Origin of the sequence: Paraburkholderia aspalathi (genome assembly GCF_905220735.1) — a bacterium.
Classification (GTDB): domain Bacteria; phylum Pseudomonadota; class Gammaproteobacteria; order Burkholderiales; family Burkholderiaceae; genus Paraburkholderia; species Paraburkholderia aspalathi.
The window spans coordinates 812,087-838,547 of the sequence record NZ_CAJNBA010000002.1 but is presented as its reverse complement, the minus strand read 5'-3'; the positions used below and the strand labels follow the sequence as shown (position 1 = coordinate 838,547).

At 62.9% G+C, this 26,461-nt stretch carries 23 protein-coding genes; 9 read left to right on the top strand and 14 right to left on the bottom strand.

The genetic code is table 11. The features are described 5' to 3' along the window. Positions 1 to 293 precede the first annotated feature (293 nt). The 4 genes from KHO30_RS14500 to KHO30_RS14485 all read right to left on the bottom strand — a co-directional run bounded on the left by KHO30_RS14500 (position 294) and on the right by KHO30_RS14485 (position 3,371). Complete coding sequence (locus tag KHO30_RS14500; RefSeq protein WP_211701357.1) at positions 294 to 1,349, bottom strand: HoxN/HupN/NixA family nickel/cobalt transporter; 1,056 nt, start codon at positions 1,347 to 1,349, stop codon at positions 294 to 296. A gap of 156 nt (positions 1,350 to 1,505) precedes the next feature. Further along, positions 1,506 to 1,886 carry a copper resistance CopC family protein gene (locus KHO30_RS14495; RefSeq protein WP_093642880.1) on the bottom strand — a complete coding sequence of 127 codons (381 nt, stop codon included), beginning with the start codon at positions 1,884 to 1,886 and terminating at the stop codon, positions 1,506 to 1,508. Positions 1,887 to 1,922: 36 nt separating this feature from the next. Continuing rightward, entirely contained in the window at positions 1,923 to 2,819 is an 897-nt protein-coding gene (locus tag KHO30_RS14490; RefSeq protein ID WP_211701356.1) for a hypothetical protein, read from the bottom strand. A 105-nt stretch (positions 2,820 to 2,924) separates the two neighbouring features. Further along, positions 2,925 to 3,371: a DUF2946 domain-containing protein gene (locus tag KHO30_RS14485; RefSeq protein WP_211701355.1), complete on the bottom strand. Its 447-nt coding sequence runs from the start codon at positions 3,369 to 3,371 to the stop codon at positions 2,925 to 2,927. A 150-nt stretch (positions 3,372 to 3,521) separates the two neighbouring features. Here KHO30_RS14485 and KHO30_RS14480 point away from each other — a divergent pair, with 150 nt between their 5' ends. Next, entirely contained in the window at positions 3,522 to 4,865 is a 1,344-nt protein-coding gene (locus KHO30_RS14480) for a TAXI family TRAP transporter solute-binding subunit (RefSeq protein WP_200619379.1), read from the top strand. A gap of 27 nt (positions 4,866 to 4,892) precedes the next feature. Here KHO30_RS14480 and KHO30_RS14475 read toward each other — a convergent pair whose 3' ends face one another. The 3 genes from KHO30_RS14475 to KHO30_RS14465 form a co-directional block, all read right to left on the bottom strand. Continuing rightward, positions 4,893 to 5,576: a ProQ/FinO family protein gene (locus KHO30_RS14475; RefSeq protein WP_200619380.1), complete on the bottom strand. Its 684-nt coding sequence runs from the start codon at positions 5,574 to 5,576 to the stop codon at positions 4,893 to 4,895. Positions 5,577 to 5,826: 250 nt separating this feature from the next. Next, positions 5,827 to 7,191 carry a sensor histidine kinase gene (locus KHO30_RS14470; RefSeq protein ID WP_211701354.1) on the bottom strand — a complete coding sequence of 455 codons (1,365 nt, stop codon included), beginning with the start codon at positions 7,189 to 7,191 and terminating at the stop codon, positions 5,827 to 5,829. Beyond that, positions 7,191 to 7,850 carry a response regulator gene (locus KHO30_RS14465; RefSeq protein ID WP_093642898.1) on the bottom strand — a complete coding sequence of 220 codons (660 nt, stop codon included), beginning with the start codon at positions 7,848 to 7,850 and terminating at the stop codon, positions 7,191 to 7,193. The genes KHO30_RS14470 and KHO30_RS14465 overlap by 1 nt, the downstream gene beginning before the upstream one ends. A 203-nt stretch (positions 7,851 to 8,053) precedes the next feature. Between KHO30_RS14465 and KHO30_RS14460 the strand changes: the two genes are divergently transcribed. The 3 genes from KHO30_RS14460 to KHO30_RS14450 are packed head-to-tail and all read left to right on the top strand — an operon-like array spanning position 8,054 to position 13,624. Beyond that, on the top strand, positions 8,054 to 9,460 hold the full coding sequence (locus tag KHO30_RS14460; protein WP_211701353.1) for a TolC family protein: 1,407 nt from the start codon (positions 8,054 to 8,056) through the stop codon (positions 9,458 to 9,460). Beyond that, positions 9,450 to 10,577 carry an efflux RND transporter periplasmic adaptor subunit gene (locus tag KHO30_RS14455; RefSeq protein WP_211701352.1) on the top strand — a complete coding sequence of 376 codons (1,128 nt, stop codon included), beginning with the start codon at positions 9,450 to 9,452 and terminating at the stop codon, positions 10,575 to 10,577. Before KHO30_RS14460 ends, KHO30_RS14455 begins: the two co-directional genes overlap by 11 nt. Further along, positions 10,574 to 13,624 (top strand): efflux RND transporter permease subunit, encoded by a 3,051-nt coding sequence (locus KHO30_RS14450; RefSeq protein ID WP_211701351.1) that lies wholly within the window; start codon positions 10,574 to 10,576, stop codon positions 13,622 to 13,624. The genes KHO30_RS14455 and KHO30_RS14450 overlap by 4 nt, the downstream gene beginning before the upstream one ends. 700 nt (positions 13,625 to 14,324) lie before the next feature. On the opposite strand, the gene hpnK is transcribed toward KHO30_RS14450, so the two are convergent. Genes hpnK through KHO30_RS14435 form a run of 3 tightly spaced genes read right to left on the bottom strand, consistent with a single transcriptional unit; the run spans position 14,325 to position 16,770 of the window. Continuing rightward, positions 14,325 to 15,149 (bottom strand): hopanoid biosynthesis-associated protein HpnK, encoded by an 825-nt coding sequence (hpnK, locus tag KHO30_RS14445; RefSeq protein WP_093642907.1) that lies wholly within the window; start codon positions 15,147 to 15,149, stop codon positions 14,325 to 14,327. Beyond that, positions 15,139 to 16,416 carry a bacteriohopanetetrol glucosamine biosynthesis glycosyltransferase HpnI gene (gene hpnI, locus KHO30_RS14440; protein WP_211701350.1) on the bottom strand — a complete coding sequence of 426 codons (1,278 nt, stop codon included), beginning with the start codon at positions 16,414 to 16,416 and terminating at the stop codon, positions 15,139 to 15,141. Before hpnI (KHO30_RS14440) ends, hpnK begins: the two co-directional genes overlap by 11 nt. A gap of 12 nt (positions 16,417 to 16,428) precedes the next feature. After that, the gene (locus tag KHO30_RS14435; protein WP_200619385.1) at positions 16,429 to 16,770 is read right to left on the bottom strand and encodes a hypothetical protein; all 342 of its coding nucleotides are present in this window, start codon (positions 16,768 to 16,770) and stop codon (positions 16,429 to 16,431) included. A gap of 351 nt (positions 16,771 to 17,121) precedes the next feature. Between KHO30_RS14435 and KHO30_RS14430 the strand changes: the two genes are divergently transcribed. Both KHO30_RS14430 and KHO30_RS14425 read left to right on the top strand, forming a co-directional pair. Continuing rightward, on the top strand, positions 17,122 to 17,781 hold the full coding sequence (locus KHO30_RS14430) for a response regulator (protein ID WP_093642916.1): 660 nt from the start codon (positions 17,122 to 17,124) through the stop codon (positions 17,779 to 17,781). Then, the gene (locus KHO30_RS14425) at positions 17,781 to 19,181 is read left to right on the top strand and encodes an ATP-binding protein (RefSeq protein WP_093642919.1); all 1,401 of its coding nucleotides are present in this window, start codon (positions 17,781 to 17,783) and stop codon (positions 19,179 to 19,181) included. Before KHO30_RS14430 ends, KHO30_RS14425 begins: the two co-directional genes overlap by 1 nt. A gap of 13 nt (positions 19,182 to 19,194) precedes the next feature. Here KHO30_RS14425 and KHO30_RS14420 read toward each other — a convergent pair whose 3' ends face one another. From KHO30_RS14420 to hpnJ, 3 genes are all read right to left on the bottom strand, one after another. Further along, positions 19,195 to 20,220, bottom strand: coding sequence for a flippase-like domain-containing protein (locus KHO30_RS14420; protein ID WP_211701821.1), 1,026 nt, complete (start codon positions 20,218 to 20,220; stop codon positions 19,195 to 19,197). 77 nt (positions 20,221 to 20,297) lie between these two features. After that, positions 20,298 to 21,482, bottom strand: coding sequence for a bacteriohopanetetrol glucosamine biosynthesis glycosyltransferase HpnI (gene hpnI / locus KHO30_RS14415; protein ID WP_211701349.1), 1,185 nt, complete (start codon positions 21,480 to 21,482; stop codon positions 20,298 to 20,300). Next, a complete protein-coding gene (gene hpnJ, locus KHO30_RS14410; protein WP_093642926.1) occupies positions 21,479 to 22,900 on the bottom strand; it encodes a hopanoid biosynthesis associated radical SAM protein HpnJ in 1,422 nt (473 codons plus the stop codon). Before hpnJ ends, hpnI (KHO30_RS14415) begins: the two co-directional genes overlap by 4 nt. Before the next feature lie 264 nt (positions 22,901 to 23,164). On the opposite strand from hpnJ, the gene KHO30_RS14405 reads away from it, so the two are divergent. From KHO30_RS14405 to KHO30_RS14395, 3 genes are read left to right on the top strand one after another with little or no spacing between them, the layout of a single operon-like run. After that, positions 23,165 to 24,226, top strand: coding sequence for an aliphatic sulfonate ABC transporter substrate-binding protein (locus KHO30_RS14405; protein WP_211701348.1), 1,062 nt, complete (start codon positions 23,165 to 23,167; stop codon positions 24,224 to 24,226). Positions 24,227 to 24,269: 43 nt separating this feature from the next. Further along, positions 24,270 to 25,169, top strand: coding sequence for an ABC transporter permease (locus KHO30_RS14400; RefSeq protein ID WP_211701347.1), 900 nt, complete (start codon positions 24,270 to 24,272; stop codon positions 25,167 to 25,169). A 47-nt stretch (positions 25,170 to 25,216) separates the two neighbouring features. After that, the gene (locus KHO30_RS14395; protein WP_408374737.1) at positions 25,217 to 25,939 is read left to right on the top strand and encodes an ABC transporter ATP-binding protein; all 723 of its coding nucleotides are present in this window, start codon (positions 25,217 to 25,219) and stop codon (positions 25,937 to 25,939) included. 100 nt (positions 25,940 to 26,039) lie between these two features. On the opposite strand, the gene KHO30_RS14390 is transcribed toward KHO30_RS14395, so the two are convergent. Then, positions 26,040 to 26,243: a cold-shock protein gene (locus KHO30_RS14390; RefSeq protein WP_007181784.1), complete on the bottom strand. Its 204-nt coding sequence runs from the start codon at positions 26,241 to 26,243 to the stop codon at positions 26,040 to 26,042. Between the last annotated feature and the right edge of the window lie 218 nt (positions 26,244 to 26,461).

Here is a 26,461-nt window from a genome sequence, read left to right as displayed (position 1 = left end):
CAGCAATCGATCGATAAGTATTCCGCGCGATGCGGTTAAAAGGATCGGATTTGCTGCATGTATTGTTGGGGATAGGTGCCCACCGTGATGAGCCCGAAAAACTTTTTTGAGTATAGTTCAGCGATACGAAATAACCCAATTTCCGTAACTAACTCACTAAACATCGCGCAACGTATTGAACCGCTAAGGACTCGACAGGCGTGCCTTTTGTAATTCTCTGACGATAGCCCTTAAGGGTTTAGCTCAATGCCGCGTAAGCGTCATCAGTCGCGACCGTTGATATGCCGCCACGCTCACGAGTGGATCTCGAGTTCCTCGAATCGCATCCATTTGTAAACCGCGACCGACAATAACCAGCTCGCCAGAAATACGCCAATGATCGCGTAGCCGATCATGCCGAAGTTCTCATTCAGACTGCCCACCATCTGCCAGAATCCGCCATTCAGATGCAGCTTGTCCGCCAGTAATCCGAGGCCTTCTATGCCGCCGACAAGAAGCGCGACAAGCACCGAGATCGTCGTGATGGTGACGTTGTAGTAGAGCTTGCGAACCGGCTTCACGAAGGCCCATCCATAGGCGCCCAGCATCAGGATGCTGTCGGTCGTATCGATCAGCGTCATGCCTGCCATGAACAGCACCGGAAACACCAGGATCGACCAGATCGACATGCCCTGTGCGGCGCCGGCAGCGGATATGCCGAGCAGCCCGACTTCGGTTGCGGTATCGAAACCCAGCCCGAACAGAAAGCCGAGCGGGTACATGTGCCAGCTCCTGCTGATCAGACGGAACAACGGCCGGAAAATACGCGCGAGCAAGCCGCGATTCGCAAGCAGCATGTCGAGATCTTCATCGACATAAGGCTCACCTCGGCGCACGCGCCGAAAAGCGCGCAGCACCGAACGCAGCACGATCAGATTCAGAAGTGCAATGGCAAACAGAAAGAACGTCGACACTAGCGTGCCGATCATCGCACCCGTTTCCTTGAAGCCACTTATACGGCTTTGCAACGCCATGGCGGTCGCCGCAATGCCGATGGTTGCGAGAACGACGATGGAGGCGTGGCCGAGCGAGAACATCAGTCCGACCGTCACCGGACGCTGGCCGGACTGCATCAGTTTGCGCGTGACGTTGTCGATGGCCGCGATATGATCCGCATCCACCGCATGCCTCAGACCAAACGAATAAGCCAGCAGGCAGGAGCCCATCAGCAGCGGATAGCCGCGGAACGCCACGAAGGCCGCCACCCAAGCCGCGATATTGAAAGTCAGTAGTAACGCGTACAGCCATGCGATCTGGCGGCGCTGATGGCCGTTTTCCTCGCCGAGGAGCGCCTTCACAAACTCCACCATGGGTTCTCTCCCGGGAGGCCAAGGCCGGCTGCGTTGCACAGCCAGGCGCTTAACGCCTGCATTCGATGATAGTACTTTTCAAGCGCATCCGATCCCGGGCGAAATCGGACACGCCGCGCCACCATTGCGATGACGCAGCGCGGCACGGTTTCAGTGCTACTTCACGTCGAATGCGTAGTCGCCATGCGTACGATGCCCGTCGGAAGCCACGGCCACCCAGTGCACGGTGTAGTGACCTGCCGCGAGCGTCGGTAGCGGCACAGCGATCGCCGCCGCCTGATGGGCGTCGACTGCGGACTTCTCCGTGTTGACCTGCTTGCCGCTTGCGTCGGTCACCGTCAGCGAACTGAATGACGGCTCGAGCGGCCCGTCGAATATCACGCGGACCTGAGCGGGCGACGCCACCGTCGCGCCGGCACCCGGCTCCTGCTTCTGCGGAAATACATGGGCGAAAGCGGCACTCGCGAACGCGAGCCCGGCAATCAGCAAGGGCACCTTCGCTGCGGCGCGCAGCCAGTCATGTCGATCGTTTTTCATCGCTTGCTCCTGCGTTACGGTGTTCATACGTTACTGTTACTGGAAGAGAGGCTTGCCGATAGTAGTGGGCGCGACATCGTCGAAGAAAATATGCGCCTGAACCAGAATGCCCACATGCGAGCCGCTAGCGCGGTTGATCGGGATTTGCGCTTCAACGCCGAACTGGCCATAGCGGTTGATCCAGATGAAGCCCGGATTGACCGTGCCGGTTGTCTGCCCCTGGCTTCTCGAGAGCGGAACTTCCACCAGCGGAATCACGTTCGCCAACGGCTGCGGCAAGCCGATGTCGTGCACGTGCTGCTGCAGATACGGCAAGCTGTATTGCACCGTGAAGCCATAGTTGAAGGCGTTCGGCTGCCCCGCTCCGGTTGTCAGCGCCGGGCCGGCTTCACCCGTGATCGCGATCGGCCGCAAATACGCCAGCGATGCGGGAAGATCGCCCATGCCCTTGCCGGCGTATATCGTCGGCGAGATCGTTGAAAAGTTGTCCGCAATCGCTCGGCTTCCCGTGCCGCCGAGTTCAGCGTTCACACCGACCGAGGTCATGAACTCGTGTTCATCGTTGACGTAGAGCAAGTACTTCAGACCGACACCGAAGTTGTCGAAGCCACGCGCTTTGGGATTGTTCTGCATCGCGTAGGTGCCGTCCACCGAGACCGCCAGCCGCGGTGTGATCAGCTTGTCGTACTCGAAGTCGAAGGTATTGATGCTTTGATCGCCGGCGTCGCCGGGTACGCGCTGATGGCCGTACTCGAGGTTGGCTTCGTCGCCGACACCGGGATCGTCGACGGCCATTGTCGACGGAAAGATGCGATTACCCGCAATCGCGTGAGCACTGGCGAAGGAAGGAGCGAAGAGAAATACGCTGGCGGTCGCCGCAACGAGCGACGCCGCGCGCAGCGGTAGCGCGCTGCGCGTTGCCTGGGTTTGCATGGTTCATCCTGTTCATGGGTCGTGACAGTGCCGGCGCGCGCGTCAACTAACGGACGTGCGGCGGCATCGCGATGCGCTCATGGCATCGCAACGGTATGACTCGAATCAGGATGCGAACGGAGGGGCGCGGGGCTGCGCGAAGGTGAGCGGCTCGACGCGGCGAACGCGTTCGAAGCGGGTCGCGACGGTGTGCTGGACAGCACGGACGGTGACGAAAAACAGCGCCTCGACGCTGGGCACCGCCGGCATGTGAGCGAGCAGACTGCAATAGCCGCAGGCGTCGCCGTCGGACATGGCTGCGTGTTGAGCGTGCTTGCTGCCGGAGTCGTCCGAGGCCTGATCGTGCATGGAGGGCATGGAGGGCATCGACGACATCGCGCCCGTGTCCGGCATGGAAGCCATCGACGGCATCGAGCAATGCTCGCCTCCCATTCCGGCTTCACCGCCATTGCGTGCGGCGAGCGAATGGGAGATCGTTGGCGCGAGCGTAGCCATCAGGATCGCAAACAATCCCAGCCAACTGCCGATCTTCCGATGGAAACGACTCAACATGCGCCCGGCGACACGATAAGAAGCTGTCGCAGATTATGCCATGGCCTAACGCGTGTCCTGGCCGCCAAGGCGCCGGTTATGCCGAACATTTGGCCGATACGCAGCAGACAGTGGACAATGCCTCATCCCGGCTACCGGCACGGAGTGCCCATGAAAGCGTATCGCCCGCGTCCCCCGCATTTTCCCGGCGATCAGTCGCACGCCGAGTGGCGCGATCACACCTTGCCTTACATCATCGTGGCCGCGCTGATCGTGCTGATCATCACGCTCATCGTCTGGGTGGTCGATCCGGCGCCGCCGAAGACCATCACCATCAGCGCGGGTCCGCACGATAGCTCGTTCCTCGTCACCGCGAATCAGTACAAGAAGATTCTCGCCCGCAACGGCATCACGCTGAAGGTGCTGGAGTCCGATGGCTCGGTGCAGAATCTGAGCCGTCTGCTGGACCCGAAGCAGCACGTCGATCTCGCGCTCGTGCAAGGCGGTGTGGCCGATGGGCTCGATACTTCGTCGCTGATGTCGCTCGGCAGCGTTTTCTATATTCCGGTGGTGGTGTTCTATCGCGGCTCGGGTATCAGCGAGCTTTCAGAACTGGAGGGCAAACGGATTGCAATCGGCCGCGAAGGCAGCGGCACGCGCCTCCTCTCGCTCAAGCTGCTGGAAGCAAACGGCATCCAACCAGGCGGCAACACGGTGCTGGTGCCGAGCGACGGCATGCAGGCCGCCACGCAACTCGTGGCCGGCGATGTCGACGCGGCGATCCTCAACGGCGACTCCGCGACGCGCGGCCTGATGCTGCGGCTCCTGAAAGTGCCCGGCATCTCGGTGATGGATTTCGATGAAGCGAGCGCCTATACGCGTCTCTTTCCCTACCTCGACGAGATCGACCTGCCGCCCGGCGTGCTGGATCTCAGGCGCAGAATTCCGCCCGACACCATCCATCTGATCAGCCCGACGGTCGAGCTCGTGGCCCGGACCGGTCTGCATCCGGCGATTTCTGACTTATTGATCGAGGCCGCCCAGGAGGTGCACGGCATGCCGGGGCTGTTGCAGCGCGCGGGGGAGTTTCCGAGTCCGGTCGCCCATGAATATCAGATCAGCGAAGACGCGCAGCGCTACTACAAGACCGGCAAGAGTTTTCTATACCGCACGCTGCCGTTCTGGCTCGCGAGCATCGGCGATCGCACGCTCGTTCTGCTGCTGCCGATGGCGGTGTTGTTGTTTCCGGCGATGCGCCTGATCCCGGCGCTGTACCGGTGGCGCGTGCGCTCGCGTATCTATCGCTATTACGGGGCGCTGATTGCGATCGAACGTGGCGCACTGGCCGATTCGACCGAGGAGGAACGCAAGCAGCTGTTCGCGGAGCTCGATCATATCGAGGCCTCGCTGAGCCGCTTGCGTATGCCGCTCGCATACGCCGACGCGTTCTATGTGCTGCGCGAGCACGTCGGCTTCGTGAGGGTCCGACTGGCGGCGCAAGGCAGCCGCCTTTAACCGGGCGGCGGGCCTTTTCTTTACGCTTTACGCTTCGGCGGTGGCCGACGGTGCTGCCGGCGGTGTAGCCGATTCAGCGTCGGGGGTGTCCGTCGAAGCGACTTGCGGCTGGCTCTCTGCCTCGGCTTGCGGAGTGGCCGACGCAGCAGAAGCATTGGCGGACGAATCAGCCGACGAAGCCGCTGCTTTCGCCGCGCCCCTGCCCGCACGATGCGCCTGCAGACGCTGCGCGCCGGCCGCTTCCTGCGCCGTCACCTTGCCTGCTTCGCCACCCGTCAGATCGACGCGCGCGGCGCCTTCAACCAGGCATTTCCAGTAGCGGCTGCCACGGCACCAGGTTTTGATCGCGTCGCGCAACTCGGCTTCGCTCAGCGACAGCTCCTTCGCATGAACCACGAGGTCCTCGAAGATGCCAACCTTCAGCGGCAGCTTGGGCGCCGGATTCTTCGGGAAAACATTCGGGAAGCGCTTTTGCAGTCTCCCGATCGATTTCACCACCGGGTCCACCGGCTTCGCGTCGGCCGCAGGCCTGGCGTCAGCCGCCGGCTTGGCGTCTGTCGCTGGCTTGTGACCAGGCGCGGCACGACGCGGCGGCGACGGCTTGCGCGCGGGCTTCGCACCGGGCTTGGCGACCGGCTTGGCCGCAGGCGCAGCTTCGGCGCGTGCCGCGGCCAGTTGCTTCTTTAATTCAGCAAGTTGTTCGAAACCCATAGCGCACAATCAATCGAGAAAGACAGGATTGTAGCAGCGTGTTGAAACATGCTCGTGAGAGGCGGTGAGACGCCGCGCGCCAGCAGTGGCGAACCTTCTGCTATGGCACGATTAAACTCGATACTTTCCGCCCCGCTTGCCGCGTTCGCATTTCATTGAGCGCGAATAAAGCCCGTATTTCATTGCGCTTTTCGAAGGATGGAGTTGAAGATCTTGTTTTTTGCCGCCAAGGTAAAAACAGAGGAAAAAATTAGCTTTTGACCGCCACAGGCACCGTCACCTCAACCGCCGTCAGGCCAAAAACCGACACGCACAAGCCGGGCCGGCCGGCATTGTTGCGCAGGGAAAGCTGCAGTTGATGCCGTGCGGCGATCCGGGCCACAATCGCCAGCCCAAGTCCGCTGCCGTCTCCCTGGGCTTCCTCCCCGCGATAGAAGCGGTCGAAAACCCGCTCGATCTCAGCCTCCGGGATCCCGGACCCGCTGTCCACGACATTGAACCCCACGCGCTCGCCCGACCGTTTCAGAATCACGTCGACACGCCCACCCCGCGGCGTATGCCGGATCGCATTGTTGATCAGGTTCCCCAACAGGACACTCATCCCGTGCGGTTCAGCCAGCACCGTGTAGACATCGTAGTTCGCGCGCGCGTCTTCACACTCAAGCCCGAGATCGATCTCCCTCGTCTCCGCGAGCAGCGAAAAATCGCCGACGACCTGCTCGCCGATCCGGCGCAGACTCACCGGCACCATCGACGTCACCGGATGCGCATCCTCACGCGCCAGCGTCAACAACTGCTGCACCAGGTGAATGATCCGGTTGACCCGTCCCTCGACGCGCTCCAGCGTTTGCCCCTCGCCCTTTAGCGAGCCGTCACGGGAAGCCGCCTGCAATTGCAGCTTCAGCGCCGCAAGCGGCGAGCGCAGCTCATGTGCGGCGTCGGCGATAAACGTGCGCTGCGCCTGCGATGCAACGTTCAGACGTTGCAGAAGATCGTTGAGCGCTTGTACCAGCGGCTTGATTTCGACCGGCACGCTGCCGTCCAGATGCAATGGCTCCAGCGAATCGAGCGAACGGGTCGTCAGTGCGCGCGTCAGGCCGCCGATCGGCGCCAACCCCCTTGCCACCACCAGCAACACCAGCACGATCGTCACCGGCACGAGCACGCCGAGCGGCCAGAGCGTATGCAGCGCCAGTTTCAACGCGAGGTCTTCGCGCACGGAGATCGGCTGTGCAACCTGGACATAACGGTCGCGCTGTTCCACCCCGAACGTGCGCCAGTGATTCTCGCCGCGCTCGACCGTGCTGAAACCGGCAGGCAAACGCGAGAATACCGGCGCCTGCCTCGAGTGATAGATGAGATTGCCGGAGCGGTCCCAGATTTCGATCACGACGCGGTCGTCAGCCAGGTCGCCCAGGTCGGGATTGCGATGTTCGCCGTCGCCAGCGCCGGCCAGATTCGACGGCAACGACAGCGCCACGGTACGCAGTTCGTAGTCGAACAGTTCGCCCGCTTCTTCGCGTGCGGTGTGAAAAATGCCGAAGCCGGCCGCGCCCGAGGCCGCGGCCAGACCGAAAATCAGCCAGCCCAGCAGCCAGCGGCGAATCGACGTCATCAGCACCTCTTCAGACGGTAGCCCACGCCGCGCACGGTCACCACCTGCTCCGCGCCGATCTTGCGCCGCAAGCTGTGCACGTGCACTTCGATGGTGTTGCTGCCCACCTCCTCGCCCCAGCCGTAGAGCTTCTCTTCCAGTTCAGGTTTGGTGAACACGCGCGTAGGCTCTTCGATCAATGCCTGCAGCAAGGCGAACTCGCGCGGCACGAGCGGCAGCAATTCGCCGCCTTTGGTGACTTCGTGCGCCGCGGGATCGAGTGTGAGATCGCCGTGCGCATAGACGGGCTGCTTCTGGCCAGTGCGCCGCCGCAAGAGCGCGCGCACGCGCGCGGCCAGCTCGTCGAGGTCGAATGGTTTGATCAGGTAATCGTCGGCGCCCGCATCGAGGCCGCGAATCCGCTCATCGACCGCGTCGCGCGCGGTCAGGATGATCACCGGCGCGGCGCCTCCGTTCTTGCGGTACGCATTGAGCACGTCGATGCCGTCCTTCTTCGGCAGGCCGAGATCGAGCAGCACGAGGTCATACACGCCGTTGCCCAGCGACAGTTCCGCCGCGCGGCCGTCTTCAGCCCAGTCGATTGCGTAGCCCGAGCGGCGCATCGCGCCCAGAACCGTCTCAGCAATCATGTCGTCGTCTTCGACCAGTAGCAGACGCATGGCCTCTCCTCTCTCCAGTTTGCCCGCATTGTCCGGCCCGTTAGCTTAACGCTTCCTTATGCGTCCCTTAGGAAACGCTTAGGGGACGCTTAGGCGAGGCTTAATGTCCGTTAAGCGTTCCTTAAGCACCCCGTCAGCAGAATCGGCACCTGTTTGGCGACAGCCGTTCGCGGCCGTCTCACCTTTTGTTCAGGAGCCGGATTTTGCCCGTTTTCAACACCGCTACAGCGGCGCGGTTGCGCGTGCTCGTGCCGATCTGCGCGATGCTGCTCGGCGGCTGCACGTGGTATCACCGCGAGCCGCTCGCAGCGCAGGATACGTCGACCTCGGCCCGTTCGCTCGAACGCATCCAGATCGATCCGTCCACCATGCCGCTGCCTGAACTGGCCACGCATCGCTTCGATCCGTCCGATGGGCTCGACATCGACGAAGTCGCGATGCTCGCAGTGGCGAACAATCCCGACCTGAAGCTGGCCCGCGACGATCTCGGCATTGCCCGAGCGCAGGCCTATTCAGCCGGATTGCTGCCCGACCCGCAACTGAGCGTATCGAGCGATTACCCGGGCGCGGCCGGCGCCACGCGCGCGTTCAATTATGGTTTGAGCATCGACGTGATGGCGATCGTGCTACGCAGCGCGAACAAACAATCCGCCGACGCGACGGTCGCCAAAACAGACCTCGGGCTGCTGTGGCAGGAATGGCAGATCGTCGCCCAGGCGCGGCAATTGTTCATCAAGACGCGCTTCCAGCAGGACACGTTGCCGCTGCTGCAACAGGAGCGCGACCTCGCGCGCACGCGCTATGAGCGCATGGCCGAAGCACACCGCGACGGCAATCTCACCGACGACACGCTGACAGCCGCACTCACCGCCTACAGCGACGCACGCAAGCAATACACAGACGCCGAACGCGCCGCGGAACAGACGCATCACGATCTGAACGCGCTACTCGGCCTTTCGCCGGAGGTGCAGTTGTCACTCACCAGCAGCGAAGACGCGACCGAACTGTCCGACGCGACGCTCGACGCAGCGCTGGCCAAACTCGCGCAACGCCGCCCCGATCTGATCGCGCTGCAGGCAGGCTATGAAGCGCAGGAGCAGAAATACCGCGCGGCAATTCTCAGCCAGTTTCCGAGCCTTTCCGTGGGTTTCGTGCGTGCGCGCGACACCTCGAACATCTACACCAGCGGCTTCCAGATCAATCTGAGTTTGCCGATCTTCAACCGCAATCAAGGCAACGTCGCGATCGAAAAAGCGACGCGTCAGCGCCTGCGCGACGAGTATCAGTCGCGCCTGAACCAGGCGTATGCCGATGTGGCCCATCTACGCGCGGACAGCGTAATTCTCACGCGGCAGTTGCAGCAGACCGAAGCCGCGCTGCCCGACGTCGATCTCACCGCGCAGCACGCGGCCGCTGCCTACGCGCAGCACGATCTCGTGCTCGGTGCCTACACCGATGCAGAAAGCGCCGCGCTCACCAAACGTGTCGACGTCGCCACGCTGCGCGAATCGCTCGCCGAACAACGCGTCGGCTTGCAGGCGTTGCTCGGCAGCGCGATCCCCGACGCCTTTACCTCCGCTCAGACCTTCACCGAAACTCATGCGAAATAGCCCACTAGCAGCGCGGCGGCCGCGCATCGCCGCGTATGCGATTTCTCTCGCCTGCGCTGCACTGATGAGCATCGGCGTGCATGCGGCCGATGCGGCTAGCGCGTCCGCTGGCGACGATGCGGCCGACCAGGCCGTCGTATCCGTGCAAACCGTACGGGTGCAGCGCGCCGTCATCGCGCAACCGGTCCGCGCGTATGGCATCGTGGCCGCGTCCGCGTCGAATCTGACCACGGTTAACCTGCCTTACCTCGCGCGTATCGTGCAGATGCGCGTGCAAGCCGGACAGAGCGTGACGCGCGGCACGCCGCTTTTCGTCGTGCAGGCCGACCCTGCCGCAGTACTGGCCGCCACTCAGGCGAAGAGCGCGGTGACACTGGCGCAAGGCGAACTGGCGCGCACGCAATCGCTGTACGATAAAGGGCTCGCCACGCAATCGCAACTCGCCACGGCCCGCAAGGCCGCCGAGGACGCGCAGCAGGCGCTCGCGGCGCAAAGCCAGACGGGCGTCGCGAGCGGCAACAAGATCGTCACGGCGCCGATCGACGGCGTGGTTTTGCAGATAACGGCGGCACAGGGCGATCAGGTGCAGCCCGGCGCGGCGATCCTGCAGCTGGCAGGCGGTAACGGCAAGGATGCCCGCGCGAATGTGATGCTTGGCGTCGAACCGTCGGACATCCCTGCTATCCATGCCGGCGACACGGTCACGCTGCACGGCCTGTCCACCTCGCTCGCCAAGGCCGCAGCGGACGGCCACGTTGTGCTGGTCGGGGCATCGATCGATCAGCAAAGCCAGCTCGTCAACGTCGGCGCGAACGTCCCGCTCGGACAGAGCGCATTCATTCCAGGTACGCGTGTCAGCGCCGATATCGCGACGCGCAGCGGCACGCATTGGGTCGTGCCGCGTGCCGCCGTGCTGAAAGACGACAAAGGCGCGTACGTGTTCCAGATCACGCCGCAAAACAAGGCACGCCGCGTGGCCGTGGTCACGCAGGTCGAGAACGGCGACCGCTACGGCGTGGACGGCCCGATCGACGCTGCTGAAGGCCTCGTCGTCAGCGGCAACTATGAATTGAAGGACGGCATGGCGGTGCGGGCTGGCGGAGGCGCGCCGCGATGAATTTCGGTCAATGGATGCAGAAGCACCGGCGCTCGCTGCTGTTCGTGATCGCGCTGCTGGCGATCGCGGGCGCACTCACCGCGTTCCGCCTGCCGATCTCGCTGTTCCCGAACGTCGCGTTTCCACGCGCCGTCGTCTCGCTCGACGCGGGCGACCGCCCCGCTGAACAGATGGCCACACTCGTCACGATGCCCGTCGAAGAAGCGCTGCGACGCGTGCCGAACGTTCGCGATGTCGAATCGACCACGAGCCGCGGCGCCGCGGAAATCTCGATCAATTTCGACTGGGGCACCGACATGGCGCAGGCCACGTTACAGGCGCAGTCGGCCATCAGCGAGATCCTCGCGACGCTGCCGCAAGGGACCTCGATGCAGGTCCGGCGCATGGACCCGACCGTGTTCCCGGTGCTCGCGTATAGCTTGACATCGAACCAGCAATCGCTGTCGGCGCTGCGCGATCTCGCGCAGTTCCAGATGCGCCCGTTGCTGTCGTCAGTAGAGGGCGTGGCGCGCGTCGAAGTGACGGGTGGCGCGCAGGACGAATTCGAAGTCGCGATCGATCCGGCGCGCCTTGCCGCCTACAAGATCTCGCTCCCGGATGTATCGAAAGCGATCGGCGCGAGCAACGTGCTGATGGCCACGGGGCGCATCGAGGATCATTACAAGCTGTACCTCGTGATTGCCAACACCACGATCACGCAACTCGACGAACTGCGCAACGTGGTGGTGTCGGCCAACGGTGCGACCCAGATCCGCCTCGGCGACATCGCAACGGTTCGCCAGGGCGTCGTGCCGCAATGGATGCGCGTCACTGCCGACGGCCAGGACGCCGTGCTGCTCAACGTCTATCAGCAACCTGGCGCGAACAGCGTGGCGATGGCCAAGGCGATCCGCGCGAAGCTCGCTGACTTCCAGCATCAGATGCCGGCGGGCGTGCATCTCTCGAACTGGTACGACCAGAGCGAACTGGTGATCGCTTCGGCGACCAGCGTGCGCGACGCGATCATGATCGGCGTGGTGCTGGCCGCCTTCACGCTGTTTGCCTTTCTGCGCAACTGGAAGATCACCGCGATCGCGGTCGCGCTGGTGCCGGTCGTGATGGCCGCGACGATCCTGCTGCTCGACGTGTTCGGCATGGGCTTCAACATCATGACGCTCGGCGGCATGGCGGCTGCGGTCGGCCTCGTGATCGACGACGCCATCGTGATGATCGAACACATCGTGCGACGCATGCGCGAAGGCGGTGCGCACAAGTTCCATGGCCGCGTGATGGCGGCGGCGCTTGAATTCACGCGGCCGCTTGCCGGCTCGTCGGCGGCGACGCTGATCATATTCGTGCCGCTCGCGTTTTTGTCGGGCGTGACGGGTGCGTTTTTCAAAGCGCTCTCGGTGACGATGGCAAGTGCCCTGTTCATTTCGTTTCTCGTCACGTGGCTCGCGGTGCCGATACTGTGCGACCGCTGGCTGAAGCCGAAGGATGCCGAGGAACACAAGGAAACCCGCTTCGCTTCGTGGATGAACCGCCGCTACGGCTTTGTGATCGAGCGCGTCACGGCACGCCCGGTTCTCGTGCTGCTCGGCCTGGTGCCGCTGATCGTCGTGGCCGCGTTCGCGTTCACACGCGTGGGCAGCGGCTTCATGCCGAGCATGGACGAAGGCGGCTTCGTGCTCGACTATCACACTGAGCCGGGCACGTCCGTCACGGAAACCGACCGCTTGATGAAGCAGATCGAGGGCATCATCCGCGCGAATCCGAACGTTGCAACTTACTCGCGCCGCACCGGCGCCGGCCTCGGTGGCGACCTGAACGAGCCCAACAAGGGCGACTTCTTCGTGCGGTTGAAATCGACTGGCCGCGAGCCGATCGAAACGGTGATGGAAGAAATCCGCTCCAAAATCGAAACGCAAGTGCCCGGCGTGAACATCGAACTCGCGCAACTGATGGAAGACCTGATCGGCGACCTGACCGCGGTGCCCCAGCCGGTGCAGATAAAAATCTATTCCGACGACCAGAACACACTCGACACCACCGCACGCAAGGTCGCCGCGCAGATCGGCAAGATTCAGGGCGTGGTGGACGTGAACGACGGCATCAATCCGGCGGGCGACGCGCTCGAATTGCACATCCGCCCGGAGGCCGCGGCCGCCGAGGGCATGGACCCGCAGTCGATTGCGCAGGCCGTGTCCGACATGGTGGAAGGCAACGTTGCGACGCAATTCCAGACCGGACCGAAGACGGTGGGCGTGCGGGTGCGCGTGGCGGGCGCACTGAAGCTCACCGATACGCAACTGGGACTGCTGCAGATTCGCGCACCGGACGGCCATCTGTTCGCGTTGAACCGTGTTGCCGATCAGGTGCCGGTGACGGGCCAACCGGAGATCAGCCGAGACAATCTCAAGCGGATGGTGGCGGTGACGGCGCGCATCGACGGCCGCGATCTGGGCTCGACGATCGCGGATGTGCAGAAGACCCTGAGTGACAAGAGCTTGTTGCCGACCGGCGTGTATTACGAACTGGGCGGCTTGTACCAGCAACAGCAGATTGCTTTCAGGGGTTTGTTGAGCGTGTTCGGTGCTGCGATTGCGCTGGTGTTTGGATTGCTGCTGTTTCTGTACGAGCGTTTCCGGATTGCGCTGGCGGTGATGGCGATGCCGTTGCTCGCGGCGGGCGCTGTGTTTATCGGGTTGTGGATTACCGGTATCGAGTTGAACATCTCCGCGATGATGGGGATGACGATGATTATCGGTATCGTGACCGAGGTGGCGATTTTTTATGTATCGGAGTTGCAGGGGTTGGTGCGGGATGAAGGTATTGGGGTTGAGGAGGCGCTGATCGCGGCTGGGAGGAATCGGTTGCGGCCGATTGCCATGACCACTATTGCGGCTATTTTGGCGCTGCTGCCGCTTGCTTTTGCCCTTGGGCAAGGGGCTGCTATGCAGCAGCCTTTGGCGGTTGCTATTATTTCTGGGTTGATTGTGCAGTTGCCGTTGGTGTTGGTTTTGTTGCCGGTTTTGTTGAAGTTGTTGATGAAGGAAGGGCCCATTTAATGGGCTGGGGTTTTGCCTGCGCGGCGCTTGTTGTTCGTGGCTCTGGCCTTGGTGCCTTTCCTTGCATTGTTAGTGGTCTTTTAGCGTTCCCCCTGTGCGGGGGGCACCTACTTTTCTTTGCCGCCGCAAAGAAAAGTAGGCAAAAGAAAGCGGCTAGAAGCCCCTGCTAAGCGGGTCCCGCAGCTCGCTCAGGGTAGTGGTGCATCTGGAATCTGTGTTCGTGCCCATGCACGTGCTTGTGACAAGGGCGTCATACGTCCGGCGGCGCTGCGCGCGCCGAAGAGCCGCTCATAAAACCGATCGCTACGTTTTAACGTCAACGCCTCGCCGAGGCGAAGCCGAAGACCCCCGCTGCACTCAAACAAACCCCTTGGTTTCCCATGCAGACCCGTCCGCGACGCACGCAGTGCGGAGTGGGAGCTGATGACTCCTTTGTCACTAACGCCGAATGCGCGAGAGCACGGATTCCAGTCGCACCACTACCCCAGGCAAACCACGGTTCCCACTTAGCATTAGCGGTTTGAGCTGCTTTCTCTTGCCTACTTCTCTTTGCAGCAGCAAAGAGAAGTAGGTGCCGCCCCGCACAGGGGCAACGCTAATAGACCACTAACAAAACAAGGAAAGGCACCAAAGCCAGAACAAGGAAACGCCAAAGCCCCAAGAACACTGACAAACAAGCGCCGCGCAGGCAACAAAAAAATCAACTGCTGAGCACATCTCCAAACCCACCAACCCGAACCCCCACCCCCCGAATCGCCTCAGCAACCCGAGGCGACAAAAGCGCCTGCAACTCATCGACGTGCCGATAATCCCTCATCCCATGACTCAAAACCCGATCCCCCGCAAACGCCGGATGACAATAAATCTCCCCCACCCCACGAGGCAAATCGGCAAGCGCAGCAAGCCACACCTCCTCATCCATACGCCCACTATTGGCAATTCCAACCACATAATCGTTGTGCACGATTCCGGCCCGGTTCAACCTCGCCCGCACCCATGAAATCCACGGCCGCAACCACAGCGGCGCACCAACCTCGAACGGCAAACGCATCGCCCGCATCCCGTACTCGCGGCCAATCTCCAGAATCAACTCGAGCACCGTCGGATGCAAATGAAAATGCTTGTGCGTGTTGACGTGATCGAGCGTCAACCCCGTCCGCGCAAAAGCGTCGAACTGCGCGCGAATCTCTCGCGCCAGCTGTTTGCGAACGTGCGGCAAAAAGAAAAACCGCACCCCGTCCCGCACCATGTTGTCGCCAAAGCGGCCATGCTCGTCGAGCAATGCAGCAATCCCTGCGCGCGGCGTGACCGCGTCGCCGTCGGCCAGCACCAGATGCAGACCGACCCGCAGCCCCGGGAGTTCGCGGGCACGCGCCACCGCATCGGCCGCGGCAGGCGCGCCGATCATCAGGCTCGCGGCCGTCAGCACGCCGTGCCGGTGCGCCTGCTCGACCGCCAGATTTACCCGTGAATGCAGGCCGAAATCGTCGGCAGTAACGATCAGGCCGCGCGGCTCAACCACCATCCGAAGTCTCCATGACATCCATCACACCCATTGCCTTCGCGCGCGTCGTCGACGCGGAGGCCTCAACGGGAACGCGTGCGCCGCGCCACACCACATGCGAGCCGAACGCGCCCGCGAGCCATTGCAATGCCAGCAAGGTATCGCGCAACGGCACGAGCGGCAAGTCGTGCCAGAAAGTACGTTCGTGACGCGCGGAACGCAAATGCAGCAGCATGCGCGCGACAAAACCGGCCGCCGTGCCGGCGCCGCTCACCAGCGCCGCCCACAAATGCACGCCGCCGGATGGTCCGCTCGCGAGACTGCCGGTGAGCCACGCGCCGGCCAGGAGCCACGGCGTCGGAAACGTGATGAACAGAAATGCAAAGCCAAGCGGGTTCACCGAGCGGATCGTGCGCAGCCAACGCGTCTCACGCTGCCACAAGGCGGAAAAAGTCGGCTCGATAACATCGGTGGCCACCATCACGCGCGAAAGCACCGTGCTAAGGCCGAGCGCGCGCACGTGCTCGGCAAGCCAGTAGTCATCCGCGAGGCAGTTCTTCAGCGCGTCGAAACCGCCAATGCGCTCGAGCGTCGCGCGGCGTAAGGCCAGTGTCGCGCCGAAACCGAAGCGGCGCGAGCCGGCCGCATGCGCAACCCGCACCGACGGCGCGAACCACTCGTTGATGAAGAGCGCGCCGACCCGCGGCCAGAAACCGCCCACACCTTGCGCCACGTAGAGGCAGGTCACCACGCCCACGCGCGGATCGGCGAGCGGCGCCGCCACGGTGTCGAGATAGTCGGCTTCGACAGCGATGTCGCTATCCGCGATCACAATCACGTCATGGCGCGCCCGCTCGGCCATATTGATCAGATTGCTGACCTTGAGATTGCTGCCGTGCACGCGCGTATCGACCGCGAGCTCGATGTCGTGCATCGGATAGGCGGCCTGCAAACGGCGCACCACGGCGATGGCGGGGTCGTCCGGCGACGAGACCCCTAGTACGAGCTGGAAATGCCCGTGGCGCTGGTCGCAGAAGGTTCTGAGATTTTCGTAGAGACGCGGCTCGGCGCCGCACAGCGGCTTGAGCACGCTGACGCCGACATTCGTGAAAGGAGGTAGGGAATCCGAAGCCCGAACGGCAGCCGGGACGCTAGCGGCCCTCGCGCGCGCCCCGCGGCGCACCGCGAAGAACGGCATCGCCACCGCGGCCAGCATCGCATAGAGCGAGGCCGAGACGCAGCCGGATAACAGGATCCATTGGCATGCTGTCAATGCGTGCGCCGCCATCGCCTGTTGCCTTCAGTGCCCGGCGAGCATGAATGGTTTGCCGGTAAAGCGTAGATGAAGAACGACGAACCAGCGCCGCGGGCAGTCCGCTTCAATCAACATGGGGCGGCCGGCAGGCGTGGCGTAATGGCCCTGAATGGCGAGATTGAAAGCGGCCTGCGCGAATTGGCGCATCACGATGACGCCGCTCACGATCAGCGCCAGAGCAAGAGTCTGAAACCCCGTGGAACTGAAAACCTGCTGCGAAATCGGCAGAACCAGCAGTGCTAGCAAGGCGAGCACTTCGGTAACCATGGCCGTGAGCGAAGCCGCCATTAGATGGGCTCGCAGCATGTCGGTGGTGACTGGCTTCATGGCGTGGTCTCGTGACCTGTAGGAACGCACGGCATCATGCAGTGGCGCGATTCGCCGGCACACGCACCGGTAAAACGCGCCGACAGAAGCGCCAACCGTACATTCCATCGATGTGCTTACGATTAAGTTGCGATGATCTGACAACATGACGTAGTTTCGCGCGCCCATGTCGGCCACGCGACAGTAACCTGCTGAGGGGCGATAGTAGCGATTCAAGCTGAAGGAAACCTTAAGGAAGAAAGAGGTATAAAGCGTCCAACGAACATGATCGCTACACTTCGGATGTGTGACTCGGCGCTTGCTTAAAAACCGTCGCCGCTATGCAATAGACATCAAACGGAATCTCTCCCCATGCGCGTACTCCTCGTAGAAGACGACGACCTGATCGGCTGCGGTATTGAAGCGGGACTGCGTCAAGCCGGTTTCACGGTCGACTGGGCTCGCGACGGCCACAAGGCCGGTCTCGCCCTTGACACCACCGCCTATGCGCTCGTCCTGCTCGATCTCGGCTTGCCCAGGGTGTCGGGTATGGAATTGCTGAAGCGGCTGCGCGACGCCGGCAAGGACGTGCCCGTGCTCGTGCTAACCGCCAAGGGCACGGTGGTGGATCGCGTCGGCGGCCTCGAAGCGGGCGCCGACGACTACCTCGGCAAACCCTTCGACCTGACCGAACTGATCGCCCGTTGCCGGGCCCTGCTGCGCCGCGCGCAGGGGCGCAGCGTCGAGGTGATCCGCTATCAGGATCTGACGGTCAATCCCACCGCGCAAACCGTCGAAATCGGCAATACGCGCGTGCCCCTCACCTCGCGCGAATGGGCCATCCTGATGCAGCTGCTGACCAATCAGGGCATTCCCCAGTCGCGCTCGCGCCTCGAAGAGAGTTTGTATGGATGGCAGGAAGAAATCGAGAGCAATGCGATCGAGGTTCATGTGTCCAACCTGCGCAAAAAGCTCGGCGCCAAGCTGATCAGAACCGTGCGTAATATCGGCTACGTGGTGGAGAAAGCGTAATGTCGGCATCGATACGCCGCCGTCTGATGATGCTGGTGCTGACCAGCATCGTGCTGATCTGGGGCATCGCGCTGATCTCGAGCTATCGTCAGGCCACGCGCGAAGTTGGCGAATGGGAAGAAGCACGTCTTGCGGAACTCGCGCAAATCCTCGCGCTGCTCGACGAGCGCAATCTGACCACGCTGGCCAATGCCCGCATCGACGTGCGCGAAGAAGAAAAAGGCGGCGAACCCGGCGCGAACAATAGCGACGACGACGATTCCTTGCCGCGCGACGCGCTATTTCAGGTGCGCAGCGCGAACGGCGACGTGCTGGCGGGCAGCCCGCAACTGCGCGTGCTGCAAGCCTGGGATTTGCCCGTGCCGCCCGCAAGCGGCGCGCAAAACATGACGCTGGGTGGTCAGATGTGGCACACGTTCACCTTGCGCGATACTGCGCTCGGCCACACGGTGCGCGTGTTCGAACCGGCCAATACCCGCAGCGATCTGGTGAGCGGCGTCGCGAGCCGGATCGCCCGCCCTACGCTGATCGCGCTGCCGGTGCTGGCGCTGCTGGTGTGGTTCAGCATCGGCTGGAGCCTAGTGCCGCTCAAGGTCCTCTCCGGCGCCATTCGCGCGCGCGATATCAACCGGCTGGAACCTGTCGATATTGGCCGCGCGCCGACCGAGGTGCGCCCGCTCGTCGACGCGATCAATCTGGTGCTATCGCGCTTGCGGCACTCTATCGAACGCGAGCGCGCGTTTACCGCCGACGCGGCGCATGAACTGAAAACGCCGCTTGCTGCCATCAAGGTGCAGGCGCAAGTCGCACTGGCCGAACCGGACACGGCGCTGCAGCGGGTGGCGATGGAACGCGTGGTGCAAGGCGTCGATCGCAGCGCGCGGCTCGCGGAGCAGTTGCTGCTGCTTGCGCGCCTGGATGCGCACGAAACGCTCGCCACGTCGCCACTCAGGCCCGCGGCCGTGGCGAAAGACGCACTGCTCGCCAACGAGCCCAATGCGCAGCAAAAGGACATTCGCGTAACGCTCACCGGCGACATGCGCGCCGAGATCAATGCGGAGCCCGTCTTGATGGGCATCCTGCTCGACAATCTGCTCGATAACGCGATCAAGTATGGACGCACCGGCGGCAGCATCGAAGTCGCCGTGCGGTATGACGCCGGCCGGGTGCAGCTCACCGTGCGCGACGACGGCCCTGGTGTCGCGCCCAGCGATCTCGCACGCCTCACGAACCGGTTTTTCCGCGCTACCGGCAATCAGGCCACGGGTAGCGGACTTGGCCTCTCGATCGTCGCGCGAATCGCGGAGCATTTCGGTGCGAGCCTGCATCTCGGCGCAGGGGTCGGCGAGCACGGCCTCGCCGTGGAAGTGTCGTTTCCTGCTTATGCGGGCGTGGAGTAATGACGGTGGTGTACTAACGCTGGCTGGCTTCGCCCACGACCGCCCGCCCCGCGGATTCCGCCCGCTTCGGCTCGCGATTGGCCGACTCGGCAAATTGCCACGCAATGAGTCCGGGTACGAAGATCAGCAGATCGCGAATGCGCCGCGCGCCGGCAAGCGCAAGGCAGATGGAAGGATCGAGGCCGAACGCGCCGCCGATCAGAATGAAACCGCCCTCCTGCACGCCCAGACCGCCGGGCACAAAGAACGCCGCACTGCTGATCGCCTGGATCAGCGATTCGATCACCACCGCCTCGACCAGCGTGACGTGCACGCCGAGAAAGTACAGCGCGAGCCAGATTTCGAGCGAGGTCAGGAAGCACTGCAGCGGCTGCCAGAAGAACAGATAGCGCAGCACCACGCCGCGCCGGCGCCAGATCAGCTTGATGGCCTGGTCGATCTGAGCGGATTGTCCGACGAGCGCGGCGAGCTTGCCGCTTGTCATACGATTGAGCACGCGCGTGATGCGCTCGAACGGGCTGGCATGCTGCACGAGTGCGAACAGCACCAGCAGCGGCGTGAGCACCACTACGCCCCACGCCAGTTGTCCGGCGAGCCGCAGCGTGTCGGACTGCGCATGCGCGAACAGAAAACCGATGCCGACCATCGTGAACAGCAACTGGCTGATCACCGTGAGCTGCATATCGACGATGATGCTGCCGACCGCCGTAGACGGCCGTACGCCCCAACGCTTGAGCATCCGGAACGACACCACCTCGCCGCCGATACGCGCCACCGGCAACATGCAATTGACGGATTCGCGCACCCAGACCAGATGCAGCATATTGGCAATACTGGGCCGGTTCGCGCCGCGAATCAGCGAGCGCCAGTCGCAGGCATTGGCGATCATCGGCAGCACGTGCGCGAGCGCCGCGAGAACGAGGCCGGCGCCCGCCGCGCGCAATGCGCCAAGCACGGCGCCGGGATTGTCCTGCCAGACCAGCCACAGCGACACCAGCAAGCCGGCAAGCGCGGCGAAGCGGCCGAGATGCCTCATCATGCGGCCACCCTTTGCACGTGCTTCAGGCACGCTGCATCGTCCTCATTACGCCCTTCCGGATACCCGCGCATCATTGCTTACCCAGCCTGCTGTTCATCCGTCATTCCGTCCTGCGCCGCCGACAGCAGGCCGTCGCCATCCACCTTGAAACTGAAACCGCGCCAGATCACGCGCGAGGACCAGAAGCTCGCCACGAAAATCGAAAACGATACGATATCCCATAACGGCAACAGCCACAGGTCGCGATGCGCCTGCTGCAGCGCACGATCGGACACCCGTTTCAATACGAGTCGGACGCAGACGGCGACCAGCGCCAGCGACCACGCCCACCATGCGCCATCCGAGAACGCGGTGGCGAGCAGCGCAAAGGCTAGCGGGAAAATCAGCACCGAGCCGAGGTGGCCGAGCGGATCGATGCTGCGGATCGTGCGGCTCCAGCGCAGTTCATGCGCGATCAATTTCGTCGCGCTGTTTTCAACGCAGGCATGCGAGATCGTGAACGGCGGAATCACCACTTTCTCGCCGATCATGCGCACGGCCTCGCCGATCGCATGATCCTCGGCCAGGTGCTGCACGAATGGCGTGAAGCCACCAATTTTTTCCAGCGTATCGCGCCGCATCGCGATGCTCTGTCCAAAGCAGGGGCGCGCGAGACCGAGCGCAAGCCCCGTCACCACGCCGGGCAGGAACTGATAGTTGGTCGCCTTGGCCGACAATCTCGGCCAGAACCCGGGATCCGGCGCGCCGCGATACACGCAGGTGACGAGACCGACGCCAGGCTTCTGCAATTCGCCGACTACATTGCGCAGATAGTCCGGCCCGACGCTCACGTCGCTGTCGGCGAATACCAGCACGTCGTGCCGGGCCTGCGGCAGCATGTTGAGGATGTTGCTGATCTTGCGGTTCGGGCCGTACAGACGTGCGTCGGCGACCACGGTGATGTCTGCTTCCGGATGCAGCCGCCGCAGATCGTCGACGGCCTGCAATGCGGGGTCGGCCGAATCGTGCACGCCGAACAGGAATTGCACCGGGCCCGGATAGTCCTGCTGACAGAAGCTCGAGAGATTGGTGAGTAACGCCCACTCGTTGCCGTGCAGCGGCTTGACGATCGTGACCGGCGGAAAGCTGGTCGGCTCGGACACCGCTCGCGCGAAGAACCGGCCGATCAGGGCGCCCGCCAACACCGTGTAGGCGATGCCGAAAACCGCCCCCGCCGCACACGCATAGGCCAGCGTGACGGCGAGCAGATGCACGGCGTTCACGCCTCGTGGGCGCGCAGGAAGCGGAAGAATTCGACGCCTTCACGCAGGCGCCGTTTCATCATGTCCCAGCTCGTGAGCATCTCGCGCAGAATTTCCCAGATCTTCGACGGACGGAAATAGAAGCGCTTATAGAAGTTTTCGAGCTGGTGGTAAATCTCGTCACGCGACAGATGCGGATAGCCGATCGCGGCGAGCTGCACCCCTGACTTGCTGACGAGGTTGATGACCTTGTTCTCTTCCAGCCAGCCGTTTTCGACCGCCTGGTTGTAGAGCGTCGTGCCGGGATAGGGAGCCGCGAGCGACACCTGAATCGTATGCGGATTGATTTCCTTCGCGTACTCGATGGTCTTCTGGATCGTGTCCTGCGTTTCGCCAGGCAGGCCGAGAATAAAGGTGCCGTGAATCTTGATGCCGAGCTTGCGGCAATCTTCGCTGAAGCGGCGCGCAATGTCGGTGCGCAGACCCTTCTTGATGTTCAGGAGAATCTGGTCGTCGCCCGATTCATAGCCCACCAGCAGCAGGCGCAGGCCGTTTTCCTTCATGATCTTCAACGTCGCGTACGGCACGTTCGCCTTCGCATTGCACGACCACGTCACACCCAGTTTGCCGAGACCGCGGGCGATCTCCTCGACGCGCGGCTTGAAGTCGGTGAAGGTGTCGTCGTCGAACATGATCTCCTTGACTTCAGGCATGTTGTCGCGAATCCACTTCACTTCTTCGAGCACGTTCTCGGTCGAACGCGTGCGGTAGCGATGCCCGCCCACCGTTTGCGGCCACAGGCAGAACGTGCATTTCGAACGGCAGCCGCGGCCCGTGTAAATCGACACGTACGGGTGCTTCAGATAGCCGATGAAATAGTTGTCGATCTTCAGATCGCGCTTGTAGACGGGCGCCACGAACGGCAACTCGTCCATGTTCTCCAGGATAGGGCGCGCTTCGTTGTGCTCGATCGAACCGTCGGCCGCGCGATAGCTCAGACCTTTGATGCCGGCGAACGGCTTGCCTTCGGCAACTTCCTGGCAGGTGAAGTCAAATTCTTCACGGCAGACGAAATCGATCGCCTCGCTCGCGGTCAGCGAATTGTGCGGATCGACCGCGACCTTCGCGCCGACCATGCCGATCAGCACCGAAGGCTTGCGCTTCTTCAGGTCTTCGGCGAACAGTGCGTCGGTGGGGAAAGACGGTGTGCTGGTGTGGATCACCACCAGGTCATATTGCTGTGCTATGTCGAGCGACGCTTCGACGGACAAGCCGTCGGCGGGGGCATCGAGTACGCGGCTATCGGGCACGAGCGCGGCGGGCTGCGCGAGCCACGTCGGATACCAGAACGAGCGTACTTCACGCTTGGCCTGGTAGCGCGATCCCGCGCCACCATCGAAGCCGTCATACGACGGCGCTTGCAAGAAGAGGGTTTTCATGAATGCTCCAGCAAGCCTTAGATCGGCGCTTTCAGTTTTCTGTCGGAAAACTATCGGAACTATTGCCCGCGGGGATACGGGTGGTCGCGGAGATACTACGGAGCAAAGCTGAAGGAAACCTTAAGGAAAATACTCCCGGCCCGCCTGGCCACGTCCGCCATAGCGTCCAACCTGCTTTGATTGTGAGTTTTTATTCGTTCAGTTCGGCATGCGCATTGACTACATTGATCGGTCACAACTAAACGACCATCACAGGACCAGTCAATGAAAATCCCGCGGGGCACGGCGCGCTTTTCGCTTTCTTCGATTTCCTTACACCCGCGGCATGCGCGACGTCTGCAAGCCGGCCTGAGCGCGTTGCTGATCGCGGCAACGGCCACGCTCGCCCTCCTTGCACCGGGTATCGCACGCGCCGCGCCGCCGGCCGAACTGAAACTCGACTACGCTTACTATTCACCGGAAAGCCTCGTCATCAAGCGCAACGGCTGGCTCGAGCAGGAACTCGCGCCGCAGCACACCGAGGTCAAATGGGTGCTGAGCCTCGGCAGCAATCGCGCGCTCGAGTATCTGAACAGCGGTGCGATCGACATTGGTTCGACGGCGGGTCTGGCCGCCGTGCTCGCCAAAGCCAACGGCAACCCGATTCGCGCAGTGTACGTTTTCTCGCGCCCGGAATGGACCGCTCTCGTGGTGCGCAAGGACTCGCCGATCAAAACCCTCGCGGACCTGAAGGGCAAGAAGATCGCCGCCACCAAGGGCACGGACCCGTTCCTCTTCACACTACGCGCGCTGCACACCGCGGGCCTCTCGCGCGACGACGTGGAGATCGTCAACCTTCAGCATCCGGACGGGCGCACCGCACTCGCCAACGGCCAGGTGGACGCCTGGGCCGGCCTCGATCCGCACATGGCCGCCGCGCAAATCGACGACGGCGCGAAGCTGCTGTATCGCAACGTCGACTTCAATACGTGGGGCTTGCTCGACGCCCGCGAGGATTTCATTCGCGATCATCCCGAGACGCTCGCGCAGGTGCTCAAGGTGTACGAGAAAGCGCGTCTGTGGATTGCCGCGCATCCGGACGAAACTGCGAAGATCATCTCGGAAGAATCGAAGCTGTCACTGCCGGTCGCCAAACTGCAACTGAGCCGCAACGATTTCAGTCATCCGCAGCCGGGCACTCAGCAACTTGCCGCGCTCAAGGCGGCCGCGCCGATTCTCACGCAGGAGCAACTGGTGAAACCGGGCACAGATCTGAATCAGGTCATCGACGCCTTGATCGACGTGAAGACGGCGCAGCCTGTTATCGCCGCGAACAGCGGCCAGTGAGCCGACGCGCCCATTGCTCTCGAGGACCCACCGACCGACTCCCATGGCTACTGACGAATCGCTCGGACTTCAGCACCGACCGCACACAACGGATGAACACGCGAGGCATCGCGCGCCGCAAGCCGCCGATGCGACGCGGGTCGCGCCGCGACCGCGCGACCCGCTCAAGCGCTGGCGTATTGCCGGATTGATCCTGCCGCTCGCCTTTCTTGCCGCGATCGAAGTGCTGGTGCGTGCGTCGGTGTTGCCGGCGCACCTCGTGCCGGCACCAAGCACGATTGCTGAAACGCTGTGGCAACTAGGCGGTGAGCGTCTGGCCCGCCACATCGGCGCCAGCTCGATGCGCGTACTCGCGGGTTTCGGCATCGGCTCCGCACTCGCCCTTCTGTTCGGTGGCGCAATGGGTTTGAGCCGCCGCCTCGACGCCCTTCTCGACCCTGCGTTTCAGGCACTGCGCGCGATTCCGTCGCTCGCCTGGGTGCCGATTCTGCTGCTGTGGATGGGCATCGACGAAGCGCCGAAAATCACGCTCGTTGCCATCGGCGCATTTTTTCCGGTGCAGTTGAGCGTCGTGGCGGGCATTCGTGGCGTCGACAGAAAACTGATCGAACTCGGCGAAGTCAACCGGTTGAGTCCGCGGGCGCTATTCACGCGCATCCTGTTGCCCGCGTCATTGCCGCAGATCTTCACCGGACTGCGCACGGGCTTGAGTCTCGCGTGGATGTTCATGGTCGCCGCCGAACTGATTGCCGCCACCCGCGGCCTCGGTTATCTGCTGAGCGATGGCCGCGAAACCGGCCGGCCCGATCTCGTGTTTGGCGCAATTCTGTTGCTCGCACTGCTCGGCAAGCTCAGCGACAGCATTCTTAAAACGATCGAAGCGCGCGTGCTGTCATGGCGCGATACCGCGGACGAACCATCTTCCTCGCGAGGTGCGCGTTGAACGCGGCAGATCTTTCAAGTCAGGCGCCGCTGCTCCAGGTTCGTGCCGTGAGCAAGCGCTACGAAGCGCGCGCGGTGCTCGAACGCGTGACGTTCGGTATCCGGCGTGGAGAGATCGTGAGCCTGGTCGGCCCGAGCGGCTGTGGCAAGAGCACGTTGCTGCGCGTGCTGGCCGGCCTCGATCGTGACTTCGAGGGAGAGATTTTGCTCGACGGGCTGGCGCAACACGGCCCTTCGCCGCGCCTCGGCGTGATCTTTCAGGAGCCGCGGCTGCTGCCGTGGCTGAGCGTGGCCGACAACATCGCCTTTTCCGCCGGTCCACGGCGAGGTGCGGACCCGCGTGTGGACCAACTGCTCGATGAGGTCGGTCTGGCCGGCACCGGCGCGGCGTTGCCCAAGCAGCTTTCGGGCGGCATGGCGCAACGCGTGGCGCTCGCGCGCGGCCTCTTCTCCCAGCCCGACCTGTTGCTGCTCGACGAGCCGTTTAGCGCCGTCGACGCGATGACCCGCATGCGTCTGCAGGACCTCTTGCTGTCTCTGACGCGCGCGCACGGCACCGCGGCGCTGATCGTCACGCATGATCTGGATGAGGCGCTGTATCTGTCCGATCGCGTCCTGCTGCTCAACACGGCGGGTCAGCGCGGCGCCCGGCTGGTGCGCGACATCGACGTTGCCGCAGCGCATCCGCGTGACCGGCGCGACACGGCGCTCGCCGGCGTGCGAAACGAATTGCTCGATGGGATGGGTGAGACGCGAAACGCCTACGCGTAACCCGACTCGCGTCGTGCGTTAGAAGCGCGAGCAAATCGCGCCTGGTCGCGAAAAACCACTCCCGGTCCGCCCGCCTGCGCGCGCGGACCGGTCACTGCTGTTACACCGGCTTGATGTCCGCCGCCTGCTTGCCCTTCGGTCCCTGCTTGATTTCAAAGCTGACCTTCTGGTTTTCCTGCAGCGATTTGAACCCTTCGCTGCGAATTTCCGAGAAATGGGCAAACAGATCCTCGCCACCGTCGTCCGGTGTGATAAAGCCAAAGCCCTTTGCGTCATTGAACCACTTCACTGTACCGGTTGGCATGTCGATTCCTCGTTTGCACCTTGGTTGATTGGGTTGCATTCACCAGCTTGCGCCGGTTCTTGCTACTGCTGCTTGACTTTACGCCTGTTTGCGCGGCGCCGCTCACGTAACCCTCAGCTACCCGTTTGTCCACCGCGGCAATCGGAGTAGCAAAGCCCGTGCCGCCCGTCGCCCGTGGGCTCTGCGCCGATGCGATTGCGCGCAATCAGATAAGATGA